Below are 16446 nucleotides of genomic sequence, written 5' to 3'. Positions count from 1 at the left end.
TCCGGCGCCCGTTGCTATTATTTACATAGCTGCTGGCGCTAGCTCAGCAAGGTCCCGCGGGCAAAATCGCTCGAAATTTGGTCACAAGAGCTGGCCCCAGAAGGGACGCACCAAGAAAAAAGCCTTGCAAGCGACTGGCTTGCAAGGCTTTTTAGTTTGGCGGAGAGGGTGTCCGGCGGGCGCCTTTGAAAACAGGGCCGCCAAGGGGTTTTTGGTGGTTAATGGGCCATTGCTATGGGCCAATAAAAATAATGGCTCCATTGCGCGGAAAAGGGCATTGCCGGGTGTGGTTGAAGGTGGGGAGAGGATTCAAAACACGGGTCGACAAAACCCGACGATTCCCGACGCCTGGGCAGCCTAAAAAATCGCGTGCGAGGCCACGCCAGGCTTGACATTGGCCAGGATCGGCACTGCCGACGAAATCAACACATGAAGCGGGCAGGCGCGGCGGGGTCTCGACCGCGCGCCGCTGGTCATGGTGGGGGCCGGGCGGGCGCCGGCCAGGGCGCGGGGCGTGCAGGAGGGGGCGCCGGGGGCACCAGGCGGGCCGCAGGGCGCGCGCGCGGGCGCGGCCAAGGCCGGGGGTGGGCGTGAAAAAGCCCGCGCTTGGGCGGGCTTGTGGGTCGGCGGCGGGCGGGTGCTACGCGGGCGCGTCTTCCAGCAGGTAGGGCTTGAACGCGCAGGCGGGCACGCCGGCCCAGCTGTTGATGGCGTGGGCCATGGTGGACTGCAGGGGCGCGATCTCATTGCGCGCGAAGACCTTGGCGGCTTTCTCCACGTCGCCGAAGCCGCCAACGTTGTTGGGCAGCATGCCCATGAGCTGCGGCGGCACGCGGTGCACGGCCAGCACATCGTCACGGCTGGCGTTCTTGATGTTCAGGAAGTCATCCTTGGCGGCCACCTCGCTGATCGGTATCAGCTGGATGCCCTCCTTCTTGCCGCCTGGCGCGTAATAGAACAGGTTGCGGAAGTTGCCCATGCCCTTGGCCTTCGTCAGCTGCTCGCGCATCTTGTCGATGTCGCCCTGCGACTGGGCCGGATCGGTCACGTAGAGGATGAAGCCGGCGTGGCTGCCGTTGTTGTAGTAGCGGCGGCGGAACAGCGTGGCCGATTCATTGAGCAGCGCCGACTGCAGCGCGCCCAGGTACGGCGGAAGGCCGTACACCTCCTGATGAATGTCCTGCTCGCGCAGGTGGAACACATCGTGACGCGGGAATTCGTGCGGGCTCTGCATGTCCGTCACGAAGAAGTAGCGGCCGGGCTCCACGCCGCGGCGCACATACTTGCCCAGCGCGTGGCGCAGCTCCAGCAGGTTGCCAAGCCGGTTGCGGCGGCGCTCCAGATAGCCATTGCCCAGCACCATGAAGTCCAGCGCCAGCGCGCGGAAGGTCTCCGCGCTGAGCCACTGCGACGGCACGAAGGTGCTAGCCAGCACATTGATCTTGAAGCGCAGCGCCGATTCATGGTGCGCGCCAACGCGCAGCAGCCGCGCCAGCGCCGCCAGGCTCACGGGCGGCTCGTACCAGTCACCGGACTGCAGGCACTCCGCATATTCCAGCAGCGCCGACCGGCCACCGATGACGGGTTCGGGCTCGCCCAGGTCGAAGGTGAACGACTGCACGCTCGGTGCGGTGTCGGTGGCGGCCGCGGGCGCAGCGGATAGCGTGGGAGCGGCGGCACCAGCAGCGTGATGCCGTGCCTGTGCGGGAGTGCGGCGTGTGCGTTGTTTCATGGCTATTCAGAGATTTCAAGAAAGGACTGCCCCTGCACCGTGGCCAGGCCGGTGCCGACTTCCAGGGGCTCATTGCTGATCGCGTTCATGCACGCCCAGGCCAGGTCAGAGTGGCCGGTTTCCTCGCTGCGGCCGGCGGCATAAGTCACGCTGCGCCCGCTCGCTGTCAGCTCGCGCTTGATGGCCATGAAGCTGCTGGCCAGTTCTTTGTTGCCGGCGTCAAACTCCAGCCGGCCGGCGTTGATGACCTGCTGCGCCTTGAGCACCAGCATGGTCTTGGTCTCCACGCTGTAGTTGATGCCGCGCGCGGCCGGGTAGAACTTCTGCACCAACTGGAAAACACCCTGGCCGATGCCCGTGGTGTCCAGCGTCATGGCCGCCACGTTGTAGCGCTGGGTGATTTCCTTGATGGCCTTGGCCTGGGCCTCAAAGTCCATACCCTTGAACTGCTGGGTGTGCAGCACGCGCAGCTGCCCGCCGGGCTTGGCTGGCGGGGCCAGCACCACCAGTCCGGCGCTATCGCCCGTGTGGCTGGGGTCATAGCCGACCCACACCGGCATCCAGCCGGCCGGGCGCTGGCTGAACGGCTTAAAGTCGCTCCACAGCTCCCAGCTGTCCACCATGCAGCCCTGCAGCATCGACAGTGGGAACACCGAGAACGAGTCATCGACAAACCCGCACATCAGCAGGTTTGCGAACTCCGCGTCGGAATACTCCAGCCGCAACTCGTCAAGGTCGAACAGATCGCAGCCGCCCGCCAGGGCGTCCATGATCGTGACGATATTGCGCCACACGCGGTCTTCGCCCGTGAAACCACTGCCGCCGAGGCGCGCATGGCTAAGATCCACTTCAATCTTCGACTTCTTCTTGAGTCGCAGCCCGCTCCAGAACGCATAGGCCGCGTGCTGGATGCTGCTGGGCGTGCTGAAGTAGGTCTTGCGCCACTTCTTGTGCATGGCCATGCCGCTGGCCACCTTGTTCAGACGCTCAAAGTCCTGGGTCCAAAAGAACTCGTCAAAGTAGAAGTTGCCGTGGTAGCCCTGGGCCGTGCGCGCGTTGCTGCCCAGGAAATACAGCGTCGCGCCGTTGGCCAGAACGATGGGATCGCCCTTGAGTTCCACGCCAGTGACCTCATGCACGAACGCCACGATGTACTGCTTGAAAATGTGCGCCTGCGCCTTGCTGGCGGACAGAAAAATCTGGTTGCGCCCGGTCTCCAGCGCGTCGATAAGCGCCTCGCGCGCAAAGTACCAGGTGGCGCCGATCTGCCGGCTCTTGAGAATGGCCCGCGTGCGCTGCTGGCTGCTCTGCCACCAGCCCAGCTGATACTTGAACAGCGAATCGAGGAACGCACTTTTCAGCTGCTCGATCTGCTCATCTGACAAGAAGTTCTTCGCGCGGCGCTTCTTCGGCCCCGCATTGCGCGCCTCGATGGCCGGGTTCAGGTCCGCCTCGCGGCCCGTGCGTTCGTACTTGCCAATGCGTGCCAGGCGCTCCAGCTGGCGGCCCAGCAAATCAATTTCCTTGAAGTCGCCGCCCGTCTTTACATCCTTTGCGATGAGCGTGGACATGCGCGCTTCCAGCGCGAACTCAACGCGCTGCGCGGCCGGCGTGTCGGCCCACTTCTCGGCCTTGTGCCAGCCATGCAGCGTGCCGCGCGGGATGTTCAGGTGCTCCGCGATGTGCGATAGTTTCCAGCCCATCCAGAACAGCGCGCGCGCCTCGCGGCGCACGCCGGCGCCGCCATCAACCGGCCGCGTCTCGCCAGCTGGCAACGCATCCAGCGCCAGGGATTGGGCGGGCTTCGTGATGGCCTTTTGCGCGGCGCTTCCGGTGTTGCGCACCGCGCTCACCGCGCGCTTTGGCTTCGCGGCGGGTGCGGGTTTCGTGGCGGCTTTGGCGGTCATGGCTTGCCAGTGTCTGCCGCGCGCGCGCGGAAATCACGGGGTCAAAAACATGGGGCGCGCAGCCACAGCGCACACAAATTGCGGCGCATGAGGTAGGTGCGGAACATAGGCGGTAGATCAACTTCCACCGCACAGAGCCTCACCATGCCATCCAAGTTTTTCCGCGTAGCCACCGAAGGCGCCACAACCGACGGCCGCGAAATCCAGCGCAACTGGATCGAGCAGATGGCCAAGAACTTCAACCGCGAAAAGTACGGCGCACGCGTCTGGCTGGAGCACTACCGTGGCGTGCTGCCCGACAGCTCGTTCGCCGCGCTGGGCGATGTGATCGCAGTGGAAGCGCGCCAGGTGGAAGGCGGCAAGCTGGCCCTGTTCGCACAGATCGAGGCCCTGCCCGCACTGGTGGCCATGAACAAGGCCAAACAGAAGATCTACACCAGCATCGAGGTGGACCCCAACTTCGCCAAGACCGGCGAGGCCTACCTGACCGGCCTGGCAGTCACCGACAGCCCGGCGAGCCTGGGCACCGAAGTACTCAAGTTCGCCGCAGGCAACCCCGACGCCAACCCGTTCAAGGGCAAGAAGCACTCCGAGGGCGCGCTGTTCACCGCGGCGGTGGAAACGGACCTGGGACTGGAGGGCGACGCCGAGGGCATCGCCCTCCAGCTGCTGAACAAGTTCTCCACCATGCTGGAAAGCCTGGGCGCCATCGTCACGGCCAAGCCCACGCAAGCGCAGGCGGATGCATTCGCCATCAAGACCATGGAAGTGCTGGGCGCGGCCGATGCCGCCATCCAGCACCAGGCCAAGGAACTGGCGGCATCGCAAGCCGCACACGCCACGCTGGCCGGCGAGTTCTCCAAGCTGCAGACCGAGTTCAAGGCCCTGACAGAGAAGCTGAGCAAACAGGACGGCAGCACCACGCACCGTCCCGAAGCCACGGGCACCGAAGGCGCCTTGAAGGCCGACTGCTGACAAGGCCGCAGCTACCGACAACGCAACTACCGCAATCCATATCCGCGAGGGACCAACCCATGAAAAACGCAACCCGCCTGCTGTTCAACCAATACCTGGAAGACCAGGCAAAGCTCAACGGAGTGCCGTCCGTGGCGCAGAAGTTCGCCGTGGCGCCCACCATCCAGCAGAAGCTGGAAAGCCGCATTCAGGAAAGCAGCGCCTTCCTGCAGTCCATCAACATCGTGCCGGTCGATGAGATGCAGGGGGAGAAGCTGGGCCTGGGCACGTCCGGCCCCATCGCAAGCCGCACCAACACCACGGTGAACGACCGGGCAACAGTGGATGCGTCCTCGCTGGAGGGCACCGGCTACAAGTGCGAGCAGACCAACTACGACACCCACATCCGCTACAACACGCTGGATATGTGGGCGAAGTTCCAGGACTTCCAAATCCGCCTGGCACGCGCCATCCAGCGCCAGTGCGCGCTGGACCGGATCATGATCGGCTTCAACGGCACCAGCGTGGCCGCGGCCACAGACCGCAATGCAAACCCGCTGCTGCAGGACGTGAACAAGGGCTGGCTGCAGTACCTGCGCGACAACGCCGCCGCCCGCGTGATGGACGAAGGCGCCACGCCCGGCAAGGTGGTGGTGGGCGCTGCCGGCGACTACAAGACGCTCGATGGCCTGGTGTACGACGCCACGCAATCGCTGCTCGACGCGTGGCACGCCAATGCCGGTGACCTCGTGGCCATCGTGGGCCGCGACCTCATGCACGACAAGCTGTTCCCGCTGGTCAATGAAAAGCAGGCGCCCACCGAACAGCTGGCCGCAGACATCGTGCGCAGCCAGATGCGCCTGGGCGGCTTGCCGGGCATCACAGTGCCGTTCATGAAGCCCAACGCGGTGCTCATCACCAGCCTGGACAACCTGTCGATCTACTACCAGGCTGGCGCCCGCCGCCGCGCCGTGCTGGACAACCCCAAGCGCGACCGCATCGAGACCTACGAAAGCTCCAACGACGCCTTCGTGTTTGAAGACCTTGGCAAGGCCTGCCTGGTCGAAAACATCGAAATCACCGCCTGATCGGGCGCACCGCAGACCGCACATAGCCGCTCCTAAAAAAAGGGGCCGCTATTTGCAGGCCGCGCACACCACACGGCATCAACACGGGGAACAGACATGCGCCAAACACCGGCACAGCGGCACCGCATGCACCGCCTGGCACTGCAGCAGGCAGAGCTGGTGCACGCGGCCAACGCCCACGGCCAGACCACGGGCACCGCCTACGAACTGCAGCTCGCGCAGCTGCACCAGCACCGCCTGCGTCTCAAAGACCTGCAGAGCGTGGAAAAGAAGGTGGAGGCCAAGCGCACCCTGCTGCCCGAGTACGACGCCTACCTTGACGGCGTGCTGCAGGCCCGCCCCGGCACGCAAGACGACGTGCTGGCCACCGTGCTGGTGTGGCACATCGACGCCGGCAACTACGCCCGAGCGCTGCAGTTGGCCGCCTACGCGCTGGAGTGCGGCATGAGCCCGCCCGACCGCTACAACCGTGACCTGCCCACCATCGTGCAGGACGAAGTGGCCGAGGCCATCCTGGCCGGCCGGCTGCAAGGCGCCGACGCCGTGCAGGTGGCGGCCCAGGCCATGGCCATCACCGAACACGCCGACACACCCGACCAGGCGAAGGCCAAGCTCTACAAGGCGGCCGGCTGGGCCATCCTGGGTAAGACCGGCAGCCACGACGTGGACATGAAGACCCGCACGCTCAAGGCCTGCAAAGAAGCGCTGCCGCTGCTGCAGCGCGCCCTGCAGCTGGACACCCGTACGGGCGTGAAAAAAGACATCGAGCGATTGGAGCGCCGGCTGGCAAAGCTGGACTGACGCACCAACCGCTGTAACCCGAGCGCACCCCGCGCCGTGGCGGCCCCAGGGCAACGCAGGCCATTGAATTGATTGCCGCGCCGACGCCCTGGGCCACCGCCACACCTATTGCAAGAAAGCCCGCCCATGTCGTTCATCGCCACCGCCAACCCGCCAGCCGCAGGCATCGAGCCGGTGGTGGCCAATGACGGCTTCTGGCCCGACATCGGCCGCGAGCAGCTGCGCAAAGACATCCGCATGGACGGCACCGTGACGGCGGAGCGCCTGCACCTGGCCATCGAGGCCGCCATGTGGTCCATCAACGCCGAGCTGCAGGCCTGGCAGGACGAACAGCTGGCAGCGGGCCACGCCACACTGGCCGCCGTGCCGGCAAAGCAGCTGGCCGGCGAAAGCGTCAAGGCCAGGCAGTACCGCCGCGCCATCTACAGCCATGTGCAGGCACAGCTGGCCGAGGCCTACCGCGACATGGACACGCTGCCCCAGGGCGCGGGCAAAGAGCCGCGCGTGCTGTCGGCGCTGGAAGTGCGAGTGGACGGGTTCAACCAGCAGTTGCGCTGGGCCATCGCGGACCTGCAGGACAAGCCGCGCACGATCGTGGAGCTGCTGTGATGGAGAACACCGCCACCGTGCGCGCCCACCAGCACGAAACCCTGGACGCACTGGCCTGGCGCCGTCTGGGCGCGACCGCCGGGCACGTAGAGGCCACGCTGGCCGCAAACCCAGGCCTCGCCAGGATCGCCACCGACCTGCCCGAAGGCCAGCCCGTGCGGCTGGTCAAAGCGCCAGAGCCCAAGCGGCCGATGGTTTACCTGTGGGACTGACAAATGAGCAAAGAAATGGTCAAAGAAATCGCAGTGGAGGGAGCCAAGGCAACGCCGCCTGTGGCAGTCGTCACAACGTCCATGGCCAACGGCTGGACCATGAACGACACAGTGATCGCGCTCACCATCGTGTACTTGCTGCTGCAGATCGGGTGGCTGCTGTTTCGCTGGTACCGGGCCGCCTATGGCCGGGAAGTGAAGGCAGAGTGATGGACACACGGCAAGCCATCGCCCGCGTGGCCGTGGCCGCCCTCACGCTGTCGGCCGCGGGCTTCGCCACCTGGCAGGCCAGCGAAGGCGACGGACCCACCAGCGTGCGCGCAGACGGCGCCGTGGTGCACCACCCCTACATCCCGACCGCGGGTGACGTGCCCACCATCGGCCACGGCTCCACGCGCTACGAAGACGGCACCCCCGTGCGCCTGTCCGATCCGCCCATCACGCGCCAGCGCGCAGAGCAGCTGGCCCGCAACCTCAACAGCGCGGAGGAAAGCCGCTTCAAGGCCAGCCTGCCGGGCGTGCTGCTCTACCCCGGAGAGTTCGACCTGTACATCGACTTCGTGGGCCAGTACGGCATAGGCAACTGGCACAAGCCCAAGTCACCGCGCACCTGGCTGCTGCAGGGCGACTACCTGGGCGCCTGCCAGGCGCTGCTGGCCTGGCGGTTTCAAGACGGACGCGACTGCCGCGAGCCACGCAACTGGGGGCCGAAGGGCTGCAAGGGCGTGTGGACGCGGCAGCTAAAACGGCACAACGACTGCATGGAGCTGCAAGCATGAAACGCCGAGTTCTGTACATATCCATCATGGCCGCACTGCAGTCCATGGCTGGCTGCACCGTAGTGCCCGCGTCCACTGCTGTGAACGCGTGTCAGCTGCTGGACACCGCAACGCGGGAGGCCGACCTAGCCCCGGCCTGGTACATCGGCGCCGGCCAGGTGCTGGAGAGCTGCGGCCAGCAACAGGCGCGAAAGGACGGGGAGGTGCGGGCCTGCTACGCGGAAGCACGCAACGGATACCGCGATAGCCAGGAATGCGAGGCCATGCAATGAACCCCATCTTCTGGGCCATGTGGCGGCAATGGTGGAGGTGGTGGGAATGATCCTCGACAAGTTCAAGGCCTACGGCTGGATGCTGGCCGCCGTGGCCCTTGCCGCGCTGCTCGCAGTACAGAGCGTGCGCTTGGCCAACGCCGAGCGCGACCACGCCGTGGCGGTGGGCGTGTTCAACGCATCAGCTGCCAGAGCGGAGCGCGAGGCGCGCCAGCTGTCGGAAGCCTATCGAACCCTGGAGAACCAAAACCGTGAACAGATTGCCAAGATCGGGGCCGAGACATCGGCCGCCATTGCCGCTGCTGATGCTGGCGCTCGCCGCGCTCGCGCTGCTCATGACAGCATGCAGCGCGACCTCGCCGACTACATCGCCGCCCACCGTCGCGCCGCCCAAGCGCGCGCCGCTGCCGGACAGTGCTCGCCAGACACCGCCGCCATCGATCTGCTTGCCGACCTGCAGCGACGCGCTGACACGCGAGCGGGAGAGCTGGCGGCAATTGCTGACGCCGCCCGCAGCCGCGGCACCGGATGCGAGCGCGCCTACGACGCGGGCGACGCACTGAACGAGGCCGGCACGCCGGAAACACCATAGGGGCCGCCATGTGGAAGTTGCAAAGCCTGCGCGCCATCATCACCAGCGCCGTGCCGGAGCTGGCGCGCGACCCGGAACGCCTGATCGTCATGGCCACCGATGGCAAGGCCGTTTCCACGCTGGCCGGCGGCCTGTCGTTTGAATACCGGTACACGGCAGCCATCACCGTGCTGGACTACACGGGCCACACCGATGCGCTGTTCGTGCCCATCCTGGCATGGGTGCGCCGCCACCAGTCCGAGCTGCTGGCCAACCCCACCGCACAGGAGCGCGGCGTGGAGTTCACCGTGGAGCACCTGAACACCGCGGCGGTGGACATCGGCATCCGCGTGCCGCTGACAGAGCGCGCCATCGTCAAGCCAGACGCGGCGCACGCCACGCGCTTCAACGTCACGCACCCGCAGGAGCCGTGCCACCCCGGTGGCCAGTGCCTGCCCGAGCACTGGGAGCTGTGGCTGAAAGACACTCTGCTGGCGGCCTGGGATATCGAGGCGCCGGCCGAGCAGTCGCGCTTCGGGATGTAGCGCGTGGCCGACTTCACCGCGCTGGAGGCCTGGGCCGAGGGCATGCTGCGCAAGCTGCAGCCCGCGCAGCAGCGCCGCCTGCTGGTGGACGTGGCCCGCCGCCTGCGCACCGCCAACGCCCAGCGCATGCGCGCGCAGCAAGACCCGGAAGGCCAGGCGTGGGAGCCGCGCAAACCGCCCGGCCCGGCGCTGCGCAGCCGACGCGAGCAATTGCGCCAGCAGGCCCAGCAGCGCCAGCCCATGTTCGCCAAGCTGCGCCAACGAAAGCACCTCAAGGCCCACGCCGCTGGTGCAGCGGCCGTGGTGGAGTTCGCAAGCCGCGCCCAGCGCATCGCGCGCGTGCACCACTTCGGCGAAGAAGACGCCGTGAACCCAGGCGGGCCGCGCGTGCGATACCCCGCGCGCGAACTGCTGGGCATCAGCGAAGACGACGCCAACGCCCTGCGCGACGTGTTGGTGGACCACTTCCGCAGCTGACAAACGCCCCCCGAAAACGTGAAGCGCGCAGCCACAGCACACCGCGCTGGCCTTCGCGCGCGCGCGGCAGCACCATGCCTGCATGCCGCAACACACACCACCGCAAGACAGTCCGCAAGAGGTAACGCGCCGCGTGGAAAACCTCGCGCGCCTAGGCACCGTGGTGGCCGTGCGCCTGGGCAAGCCTGCCCGCTGCCGCGTGCAGCTGGGCGGCAATACCACCGACTGGCTGCCATGGATCGCGGGCCGCGCCGCCGGCAACCAGGGCAGCCACTGGTGGCCGCCCGTGGTGGGCGAGCAGTGCCTGGTGATTGCGCCAGGCGGCGACCTGGCGCAGGGCGTTGCCCTGCTGGGCGCCTACAGCAACGCCATGGACGCGCCGAGCGACGGCGAAGGCGTGGAGCGCACGCAGTGGAGCGCGCAGGACTGGGCTGAATACCGCGAGGGCCGGCGCACCATCCACACGGCCGAGGCCATCACGCTGGAAGTGGGTGACGCCTGCAGCTTCACCATGGAGGCGGGAAGCATCACCCTGCGCGTGGGCGCTGCCGTGTTCGCCATGACCGAGACGGGCATCACCACCAACGTGGACATCGTGGCCCAGGGCATCAGCGCTGTGCACCACATCCACGGCGGCGTGCGCAGTGGCGGCGACACATCGGGAGAACCGCTGTGATGAACCGCGCAACCGGCCAGCGCCTCGATGCCATCGCCCACCTGCAGCAAAGCGTGGCCGACATCCTGACCACGCCCATCGGCAGCCGCGTCATGCGCCGTGAATACGGCAGCCTGGTGCCGGCCCTCATCGACCAGCCCGACAACCTGGCCACGCAAACCCGCGTGTATTCCGCCATCGTCTCCGCGCTCATGCGCTGGGAGCCTCGCCTGTCCATCGACAAGATCGCCACCGTGCGCGACCCCGAGCGCGCAGGCCGCGTAACGATTGAACTCACCGGCACCTACGTGGGCAGCTTCGGCCGCGAGGCCGCGCCGCTCACCCTGTCGGTTCCACTGAGCGGGGGCATTGCATGATGGACCTGCAGACCCTGCCAGCGCCGCGTGTGGTGGAAGAACTGTCTTTCGAGGCCATCCTGGCCGCGGCCAAGGCCGACTTCGCCGAGCGCATGCGCCCGCACCTTCCGGCCATTGACGACATCCTGGCGCTGGAGTCAGATCCCGTGGTCAAGCTGCTGGAATCGCATGCCTACCGCGAGCTGCTGTTCCGCGCGCGCGTCAATGACGCCGCCCGCGCCCACCTGCTGGCCTTCGCCACCGGCACCGATCTGGACCACCTAGCTGCCATGTTCGGCGTGCAGCGCATGCCAGGGGAGACCGAAGAACGCCTGCGCACCCGCCTGCAGCTGCGCATTGCTGCGCTGGGCGCCCAGGGAACGCGCGAGCACTACGAGTTCCACGCCATGACGGCCTCGCCCCAGGTGCGCGCCGCACAGGCCAGCCAGCCGCAGCCTGGCAGCGTGCTGGTGATGCTGTGGGTCACCGACCAGGCGCAGGCCCAGGCCGTGCGCCAGCTGGTGGCCGACGCGCTAAACGCCGACAACGCCCGCATGCTGGGCGTGGCCCTGTCGGTGGCCGTGGCCGTGCCCCGGCCCATCGCCATCACCGCCCGCATCACCCGCACGCGAAGCGCACCGGCCAACCTCATGCAACAGCTTGCCGACCGATTGACGGCCGCATTCAACGGTATGGGAACCATGGCCACCAGCGTGGCGCGCTCCTACATCACCACCATGCTGCACGTCGAAGGCGTGCACGCCGTGGACTATCCAGATGCCGCGGCGCCGCAGCAGCTCACCACCATTGCGGTGGGTGAGTACCCGGCGCTCGGCGCCGTGCAGCTGATCGACTCGGGGGTGGTGTAGTGGCCGACGTGCGCACCATCCTGCCCACCGGCTCCACCGAGCTGGAGCGGGTGATAGACACCACGTTCCCGCGCGGCTGGGGCGCCCTGGTGGACGGGGCGGAGCCTGCGGCCACGGCCACCAACGCGGTGTTGCTGCCCTGGGTGGCACAGCAGTGGCAGGTGGCGCAGTTTGAGCGCTACTTTGCTGACCCGCGCGCGCTGCTGGACGCTGCACTGCCATGGCTGCGCGAGCGCGGCAGCGCTGCCGCAGTGCGCCGGGCGCTGGCATGGATCGGCTACACCAGCGTGGTGCTGGAAGAAGACGGCGCGCGCCTGCACATCAACCCAGGGCGCGAAGTCACCAATGCGGACCTCGCGCGCATGGCGCACGTTGTGCGCGCCAGCATCCCGCTGCACGTCAGTTTCTATCGGGTGTTCTACAGCTACGACCTGCGCCTGCTGCGCTGGGATAACCGCCCCACCTGGGACGCGGCCCTGTGGGACAACCACAGCGGCGCGCCCGTGGACGTGGGCGACGGCGGCCCGCCCATCATCGGCAGCCAGGGCCGGCGCACATCGTCGCAGGCCAACGCGCCGCAGCTCACGCCGCTGCGCGCCGCCACCTACCTGCACCACGCCAGCCGCGTGCGCCGCGGCGACAGCCTGCGCCTGGACGTGTGGCGCTGGGATGGGGCCATCCAGCGCACGCTGGCCATGGTTCAGTGGCTGCGCACATCCGCAGTGCTGCCCGCATACGTGCGCAAACAGCCGCTAGGCACCCCCGTGGAAGTGCGCTCCGCAGTCGTAACGCAAGCGCTGTCGCAGCCCGTGGCCGCCGGCCACACGCACACCGCGGGGCAGGTTTCATCGCGCATGGCGCCGCCACGCAAATGGCAAGGGCGCTGGGACGGCCAGCCATGGCGCGCACTGAGCATCCGCAGCAAGACCACCGAATCAACGGAGTAAAGAACCATGCAAGTTCTGCAAGACGCCGGGCGCATCGCCTTGGCAAAAGCACTGGCCGCCATGCCCGCGCACATCGCCTGGGGGCGCGGCGACGGCGTGTGGAATGCGCCGCCCGCAACGCCTTCTAACCGCACCGCGCTACTCGATGAAATCTGCCGCCGCCAGGTGGTGGACGTGGGCTACGCGCTGCCCGCAGCGGCCTCCGACTACGACGTGGAGATGCCCGGCCCGGTGTACTACAAGCGCAGCGTGGACCCAACGCCTTACCTGCTGCTCACCACCACCTTCGGATATGAAGACGCGCAGGGAGAGACGGTGCGCGAGTGCAGCGTGTTCTTCGGCACGCAGGCCGCAGCCGGTGTACCTGCCGGCCAGCGCCTGCTGCTGCCGGCCGATGTGGCCACGCCAGGCGCCATGTACGCGTTGGAATATCGCGCGCCCGTGCTGCGCAGTGGAACCACAAAGGCCACCGAAGAAATCGTGATTCCGCTGTGAGGCCAGACCGATGACCGTCTACAACCGATTCGACCCAGCCAAGGGCTACACGGCGCTGCAGTTCCACGCCGACCGCGTGGCGCAGAGCGCGGAAATGAACGAGCTGCAGGCCGCCAGCGCCAACCGCCTGCGCCGCATTGCCGACGTACTGTTCGCCGATGGCGACATCACCGAGGGCGCCCGCTGCACCGTGGACGCACAGACCGGCGCATGCGCTCTTGAGGCGGGCAGCATCTACATAGCGGGCGCCGTGCACAGCGTGGCCGCCGCGCAGCTGGTGGTGCCGGTGGCGGGCACCGTGGCCGTGGGCGTTTACTACCTGCAGCGCGTTGTCACCGCGGTTGAAGACCCGACCCTGTACAACCCCGCCATCAACACCGCTGGATATGGCGAGCCGGGCGCAGATCGTCTGCAGGTAACAACCACGTGGGGTCGTGCGGGCGACGGATCGCCGGGCGACTTCTACCCCGTGTGGTCCATCGAGGACGGCATAGTCCGCCAACGTGAGCCAGCACCAACGCTCAACGCGGTGACAAAAGCCATTGAACGCTACGACCGCGACAGCGTGGGCACCAACTACGTGGTGACGGGCTTGAACGCCCTGCAGCTGCCGGATGACGGCGGAGCCCAGGTGTACACCATCACCGCCGGGGCCGCGCGCATCGGCGGATCGGCAATCGAAGTGCCGGTGGACCGGCGCCTGGTGTACGAGGCCGCGCCCAACACCGCACAGGTGAACAGCGAACCGCACAGCAGCAGCACTGATGCCCTGCAGCATGTGGAGTTCGACCGCTGGCCCGTGTTGCAGCCGGCTACCGTGCGCATCCAGAAACGCAAGACCGAGCTTGTCGTGCACGGCGGCTTCGTGGGCGCGGCGGACCCGCTGCCAGACAACAGCGTGGTGCAGATCAACACCATCACCCAGGGGGCCACCACCTACACAAAGGACGTGGACTACAAGCTGACCGCCGGGCAGGTGGACTGGAGCCTGGGCGGAGCAGAGCCAGTGCCGGGCAGCACCTACCAGGCCACCTATGAGTACATCAGCACCGAGGGCGTGCAAAACCAGACGCCCCGCGGCTTTGACGTAGAGGGGGCGCTGCAGGGCACGCTGATCCTGGTGGACTACCAGTACGCGCTGCGCCGCATCGACCGCATCGTGATGGATGCCGAGGGGCGCCTGTCCGTCATCAAGGGCGTTCCTGCCACATGGCAGCCGGTCCACCCCGACGTGCCGGCCACCGCTCTTGCCCTGGCCAGCCTGTACCAGACATGGGACGCAGCCACGCGCACCACCACGGTGGACAGCGTGCGCACCGTGTCCATGCAGACCCTGGTGGCCTATGCAACGCGCATGGATGACATCGAGATGGACCTGGCAGAGCTGCGCCTGGCCACCGACGTGAACGGCCGTTATGGCGGGCTCAAGAAGGGCTACTTCGCAGACCCAATGATCGACAACAGCATGCGCGATCAGGGCATCGACCAGACCGCCATGATCGAAGGCCGCGCGCTGCAGCTCTACGAGTCGCAGAGCGCCCACATGCTGGGTGACGGCCGCACAGCGCACATGCCGGACTACACGCTGGCGCCCAGCATCAGCCAGCAGGCCTACAGCCGCGCCATGCCGGTGAGCGATTCGCCTATTCCGGGAGAACTGCCGGCCACCGTCACGCTCACGCCAGCCGCCGACCGATGGGAAGTGCCTGGCGTGCAGCGCTATCCGCAGACCGTGAAGCTCGGCGACCTGGCGCAGGTCAACAACCGCGATGAGTTCCTGCGCAACAGCATCGATCCTGGGCAACTGAACGCCAAGGGATACACCATCCGCGAAATCGAGGTGCAGTTCGCCATCGCCGGCTTCCGACCGCTGGAGGCGCTGGAGTCCGTCGCCTTCGACGGCCAGCAGATCGCGCTGGGTGGCGTTGGGGGCAGCAAGGTGGCCAACGCGGCCGGCGTGCTGTCGGGCGCATTCACGATTCCTGCCGGCATACCGACCGGCACCAAGACAGTGGAGTTCAAGGGTGCCAGCGGCAGCTTGGGCACCGCGCAATTCACGGGCAGCGCCACGCTGAAAGTGTTGATGAGCGCCGTTTTCTGGGCGGTCAACATCCGGGGCGGGTATGGCTTCTACGAGGTGACCTATGTCGTTTAGCTCCATCCATCAACTCGTCACTACGGCAGCGCAGCAGTGCGCAGGCGTGGACCTGTATTTCACCGCCGCGGGCGGCGACGTGATCGTTTCGCTGGGCAAATTGGACGAAGCCGGCATGCCGGCCAAGTCACTGGCGCAGCAGCGTGTGGCGCAGGCCACCATCAACACCATGGGCGCGCCAACCCGAGTGACGTGGGATGAGCCGGTGCTGCTGCAGGCAGACACCACCTACGCACTGAGCATGAACGCGGCGGACAACGTGACGGCGCTGCAGGTTGCCCAGGTGGGCGAAGCCAGCGCAATAGGTGGCTGGGTGACCGCCGCCAGCGCGTCCATCGGCGACATGCTGCAGGTCAATGCATCGGGCATCGTCAAGCGCCACACCAATCGCATGCTGCGCTTCGCGCTGCTGGCGGCGCAGTACACCGCCGCGCAGAAAACCGTCACGCTGGGCGAGCAGGCGGTGGTCAACGCCACCGGACTGATGCTGGTGACGGGCGCCGAGCAGCCTGCCGCAGACGCGCGCATCACCTACGCGCTGGAGCTGCTGGACGGAGGCGGCGCGGTGCTGCAGACCATCGCAATGGACGCAGGACAGCCCGTGGTGCTGGATGCACCGCACACCGGCACCGTGCGCGCCAAGGCCACGCTGAGGGCCGGTACGCAGGGCCTGGGCGCCGTGCTGCAGCCAGGCACCGTGCTGGCGGTCGGCGCCCTGCTGACCGATGGAACCTACATCACGCCCGCCATCGCCACCGCTGGCGGCGACGATCTGCGCGTGACGTTTGAGGCCGACATTCCCGCAGGCGCCGCAGTTGCAGTGCATGCCCAACTGGACAACGCCGCAGCATGGACGGTGGTGCCATACGCATCGAGCAGCCCGCAGACAGCGGGAACGCTGGAAATCACGCACCAGCTGGACGCCATGACGGCCACGTCGCTGCGCCTGCGCCTCACGCTCACAGGCACCAGCAAGGCCAGGCCCAAGGTGCGCAATCTGCGCGCGGCCGTGTTGTAAGGGG

General features: G+C 67.0%; 20 protein-coding genes. 18 read left to right on the top strand and 2 right to left on the bottom strand.

Going from position 1 to position 16446, the window contains the following annotated elements; all coding sequences use genetic code 11:
• Positions 1–640: 640 nt before the first annotated feature.
• Together AC1PPL_RS03430 and AC1PPL_RS03425 are read right to left on the bottom strand one after the other, a co-directional pair.
• Complete coding sequence (locus AC1PPL_RS03430) at positions 641–1732, bottom strand: phage portal protein (RefSeq protein WP_479972650.1); 1092 nt, start codon at positions 1730–1732, stop codon at positions 641–643.
• Between the two features lie 2 nt (positions 1733–1734).
• Positions 1735–3639: a terminase large subunit domain-containing protein gene (locus AC1PPL_RS03425; RefSeq protein WP_479972649.1), complete on the bottom strand. Its 1905-nt coding sequence runs from the start codon at positions 3637–3639 to the stop codon at positions 1735–1737.
• A 144-nt stretch (positions 3640–3783) separates the two neighbouring features.
• Between AC1PPL_RS03425 and AC1PPL_RS03420 the strand changes: the two genes are divergently transcribed.
• The 18 genes from AC1PPL_RS03420 (at position 3784) to AC1PPL_RS03335 (ending at position 16442) form a co-directional block, all read left to right on the top strand.
• Positions 3784–4614, top strand: coding sequence for a GPO family capsid scaffolding protein (locus tag AC1PPL_RS03420; protein WP_479972648.1), 831 nt, complete (start codon positions 3784–3786; stop codon positions 4612–4614).
• Positions 4615–4673: 59 nt separating this feature from the next.
• A complete protein-coding gene (locus AC1PPL_RS03415; protein WP_479972647.1) occupies positions 4674–5681 on the top strand; it encodes a phage major capsid protein, P2 family in 1008 nt (335 codons plus the stop codon).
• Between the two features lie 96 nt (positions 5682–5777).
• Positions 5778–6482 (top strand): phage terminase small subunit, encoded by a 705-nt coding sequence (gene gpM, locus AC1PPL_RS03410; protein WP_479972646.1) that lies wholly within the window; start codon positions 5778–5780, stop codon positions 6480–6482.
• A gap of 126 nt (positions 6483–6608) precedes the next feature.
• Positions 6609–7091: a head completion/stabilization protein gene (locus AC1PPL_RS03405; protein ID WP_287806180.1), complete on the top strand. Its 483-nt coding sequence runs from the start codon at positions 6609–6611 to the stop codon at positions 7089–7091.
• Positions 7091–7303 (top strand): tail protein X, encoded by a 213-nt coding sequence (locus AC1PPL_RS03400; RefSeq protein ID WP_287806178.1) that lies wholly within the window; start codon positions 7091–7093, stop codon positions 7301–7303. Before AC1PPL_RS03405 ends, AC1PPL_RS03400 begins: the two co-directional genes overlap by 1 nt.
• A gap of 15 nt (positions 7304–7318) precedes the next feature.
• Entirely contained in the window at positions 7319–7513 is a 195-nt protein-coding gene (locus AC1PPL_RS03395; RefSeq protein WP_479972645.1) for a hypothetical protein, read from the top strand.
• Entirely contained in the window at positions 7513–8082 is a 570-nt protein-coding gene (locus AC1PPL_RS03390) for a glycoside hydrolase family protein (RefSeq protein WP_479972644.1), read from the top strand. Before AC1PPL_RS03395 ends, AC1PPL_RS03390 begins: the two co-directional genes overlap by 1 nt.
• Positions 8079–8354, top strand: coding sequence for a hypothetical protein (locus tag AC1PPL_RS03385; protein WP_479972643.1), 276 nt, complete (start codon positions 8079–8081; stop codon positions 8352–8354). Before AC1PPL_RS03390 ends, AC1PPL_RS03385 begins: the two co-directional genes overlap by 4 nt.
• Positions 8355–8400: 46 nt before the next feature.
• Complete coding sequence (locus tag AC1PPL_RS03380) at positions 8401–8946, top strand: DUF2514 family protein (protein ID WP_479972642.1); 546 nt, start codon at positions 8401–8403, stop codon at positions 8944–8946.
• An 8-nt stretch (positions 8947–8954) separates the two neighbouring features.
• Complete coding sequence (locus tag AC1PPL_RS03375) at positions 8955–9470, top strand: phage tail protein (RefSeq protein ID WP_479972641.1); 516 nt, start codon at positions 8955–8957, stop codon at positions 9468–9470.
• 3 nt (positions 9471–9473) lie between these two features.
• Positions 9474–9947: a phage virion morphogenesis protein gene (locus AC1PPL_RS03370; protein WP_479972640.1), complete on the top strand. Its 474-nt coding sequence runs from the start codon at positions 9474–9476 to the stop codon at positions 9945–9947.
• Positions 9948–10029: 82 nt separating this feature from the next.
• Complete coding sequence (locus AC1PPL_RS03365; protein WP_479972639.1) at positions 10030–10623, top strand: phage baseplate assembly protein V; 594 nt, start codon at positions 10030–10032, stop codon at positions 10621–10623.
• Complete coding sequence (locus AC1PPL_RS03360) at positions 10623–10979, top strand: GPW/gp25 family protein (RefSeq protein ID WP_479972638.1); 357 nt, start codon at positions 10623–10625, stop codon at positions 10977–10979. The genes AC1PPL_RS03365 and AC1PPL_RS03360 overlap by 1 nt, the downstream gene beginning before the upstream one ends.
• Entirely contained in the window at positions 10976–11827 is an 852-nt protein-coding gene (locus tag AC1PPL_RS03355) for a baseplate J protein (protein ID WP_479972637.1), read from the top strand. Before AC1PPL_RS03360 ends, AC1PPL_RS03355 begins: the two co-directional genes overlap by 4 nt.
• A complete protein-coding gene (locus tag AC1PPL_RS03350; protein WP_479972636.1) occupies positions 11827–12774 on the top strand; it encodes a phage tail protein in 948 nt (315 codons plus the stop codon). Before AC1PPL_RS03355 ends, AC1PPL_RS03350 begins: the two co-directional genes overlap by 1 nt.
• Positions 12775–12780: 6 nt before the next feature.
• Complete coding sequence (locus tag AC1PPL_RS03345) at positions 12781–13269, top strand: hypothetical protein (RefSeq protein WP_479972635.1); 489 nt, start codon at positions 12781–12783, stop codon at positions 13267–13269.
• Between the two features lie 10 nt (positions 13270–13279).
• On the top strand, positions 13280–15424 hold the full coding sequence (locus AC1PPL_RS03340) for a DUF4815 domain-containing protein (RefSeq protein WP_479972634.1): 2145 nt from the start codon (positions 13280–13282) through the stop codon (positions 15422–15424).
• A complete protein-coding gene (locus AC1PPL_RS03335; RefSeq protein WP_479972633.1) occupies positions 15414–16442 on the top strand; it encodes a virulence-associated protein in 1029 nt (342 codons plus the stop codon). Before AC1PPL_RS03340 ends, AC1PPL_RS03335 begins: the two co-directional genes overlap by 11 nt.
• The last annotated feature ends 4 nt before the right edge of the window (positions 16443–16446 follow it).

It is taken from the genome of Diaphorobacter sp. B2A2W2 (assembly GCF_056730635.1).
This window is presented reverse-complemented; position numbering and strand designations above follow the sequence as displayed.

Excerpts from the sequence above, each read along its gene's own strand:
- AC1PPL_RS03430 (WP_479972650.1), bottom strand. The coding sequence starts at position 1,732 with ATGAAACAACGCACACGCCGCACTCCCGCACAGGCACGGCATCACGCT.
- AC1PPL_RS03425 (WP_479972649.1), bottom strand. The coding sequence starts at position 3,639 with ATGACCGCCAAAGCCGCCACGAAACCCGCACCCGCCGCGAAGCCAAAG.
- AC1PPL_RS03420 (WP_479972648.1), top strand. The coding sequence starts at position 3,784 with ATGCCATCCAAGTTTTTCCGCGTAGCCACCGAAGGCGCCACAACCGAC.
- AC1PPL_RS03415 (WP_479972647.1), top strand. The coding sequence starts at position 4,674 with ATGAAAAACGCAACCCGCCTGCTGTTCAACCAATACCTGGAAGACCAG.
- gpM (WP_479972646.1), top strand. The coding sequence starts at position 5,778 with ATGCGCCAAACACCGGCACAGCGGCACCGCATGCACCGCCTGGCACTG.
- AC1PPL_RS03405 (WP_287806180.1), top strand. The coding sequence starts at position 6,609 with ATGTCGTTCATCGCCACCGCCAACCCGCCAGCCGCAGGCATCGAGCCG.
- AC1PPL_RS03400 (WP_287806178.1), top strand. The coding sequence starts at position 7,091 with ATGGAGAACACCGCCACCGTGCGCGCCCACCAGCACGAAACCCTGGAC.
- AC1PPL_RS03395 (WP_479972645.1), top strand. The coding sequence starts at position 7,319 with ATGGTCAAAGAAATCGCAGTGGAGGGAGCCAAGGCAACGCCGCCTGTG.
- AC1PPL_RS03390 (WP_479972644.1), top strand. The coding sequence starts at position 7,513 with ATGGACACACGGCAAGCCATCGCCCGCGTGGCCGTGGCCGCCCTCACG.
- AC1PPL_RS03385 (WP_479972643.1), top strand. The coding sequence starts at position 8,079 with ATGAAACGCCGAGTTCTGTACATATCCATCATGGCCGCACTGCAGTCC.
- AC1PPL_RS03380 (WP_479972642.1), top strand. The coding sequence starts at position 8,401 with ATGATCCTCGACAAGTTCAAGGCCTACGGCTGGATGCTGGCCGCCGTG.
- AC1PPL_RS03375 (WP_479972641.1), top strand. The coding sequence starts at position 8,955 with ATGTGGAAGTTGCAAAGCCTGCGCGCCATCATCACCAGCGCCGTGCCG.
- AC1PPL_RS03365 (WP_479972639.1), top strand. The coding sequence starts at position 10,030 with ATGCCGCAACACACACCACCGCAAGACAGTCCGCAAGAGGTAACGCGC.
- AC1PPL_RS03360 (WP_479972638.1), top strand. The coding sequence starts at position 10,623 with ATGAACCGCGCAACCGGCCAGCGCCTCGATGCCATCGCCCACCTGCAG.
- AC1PPL_RS03355 (WP_479972637.1), top strand. The coding sequence starts at position 10,976 with ATGATGGACCTGCAGACCCTGCCAGCGCCGCGTGTGGTGGAAGAACTG.
- AC1PPL_RS03345 (WP_479972635.1), top strand. The coding sequence starts at position 12,781 with ATGCAAGTTCTGCAAGACGCCGGGCGCATCGCCTTGGCAAAAGCACTG.
- AC1PPL_RS03340 (WP_479972634.1), top strand. The coding sequence starts at position 13,280 with ATGACCGTCTACAACCGATTCGACCCAGCCAAGGGCTACACGGCGCTG.
- AC1PPL_RS03335 (WP_479972633.1), top strand. The coding sequence starts at position 15,414 with ATGTCGTTTAGCTCCATCCATCAACTCGTCACTACGGCAGCGCAGCAG.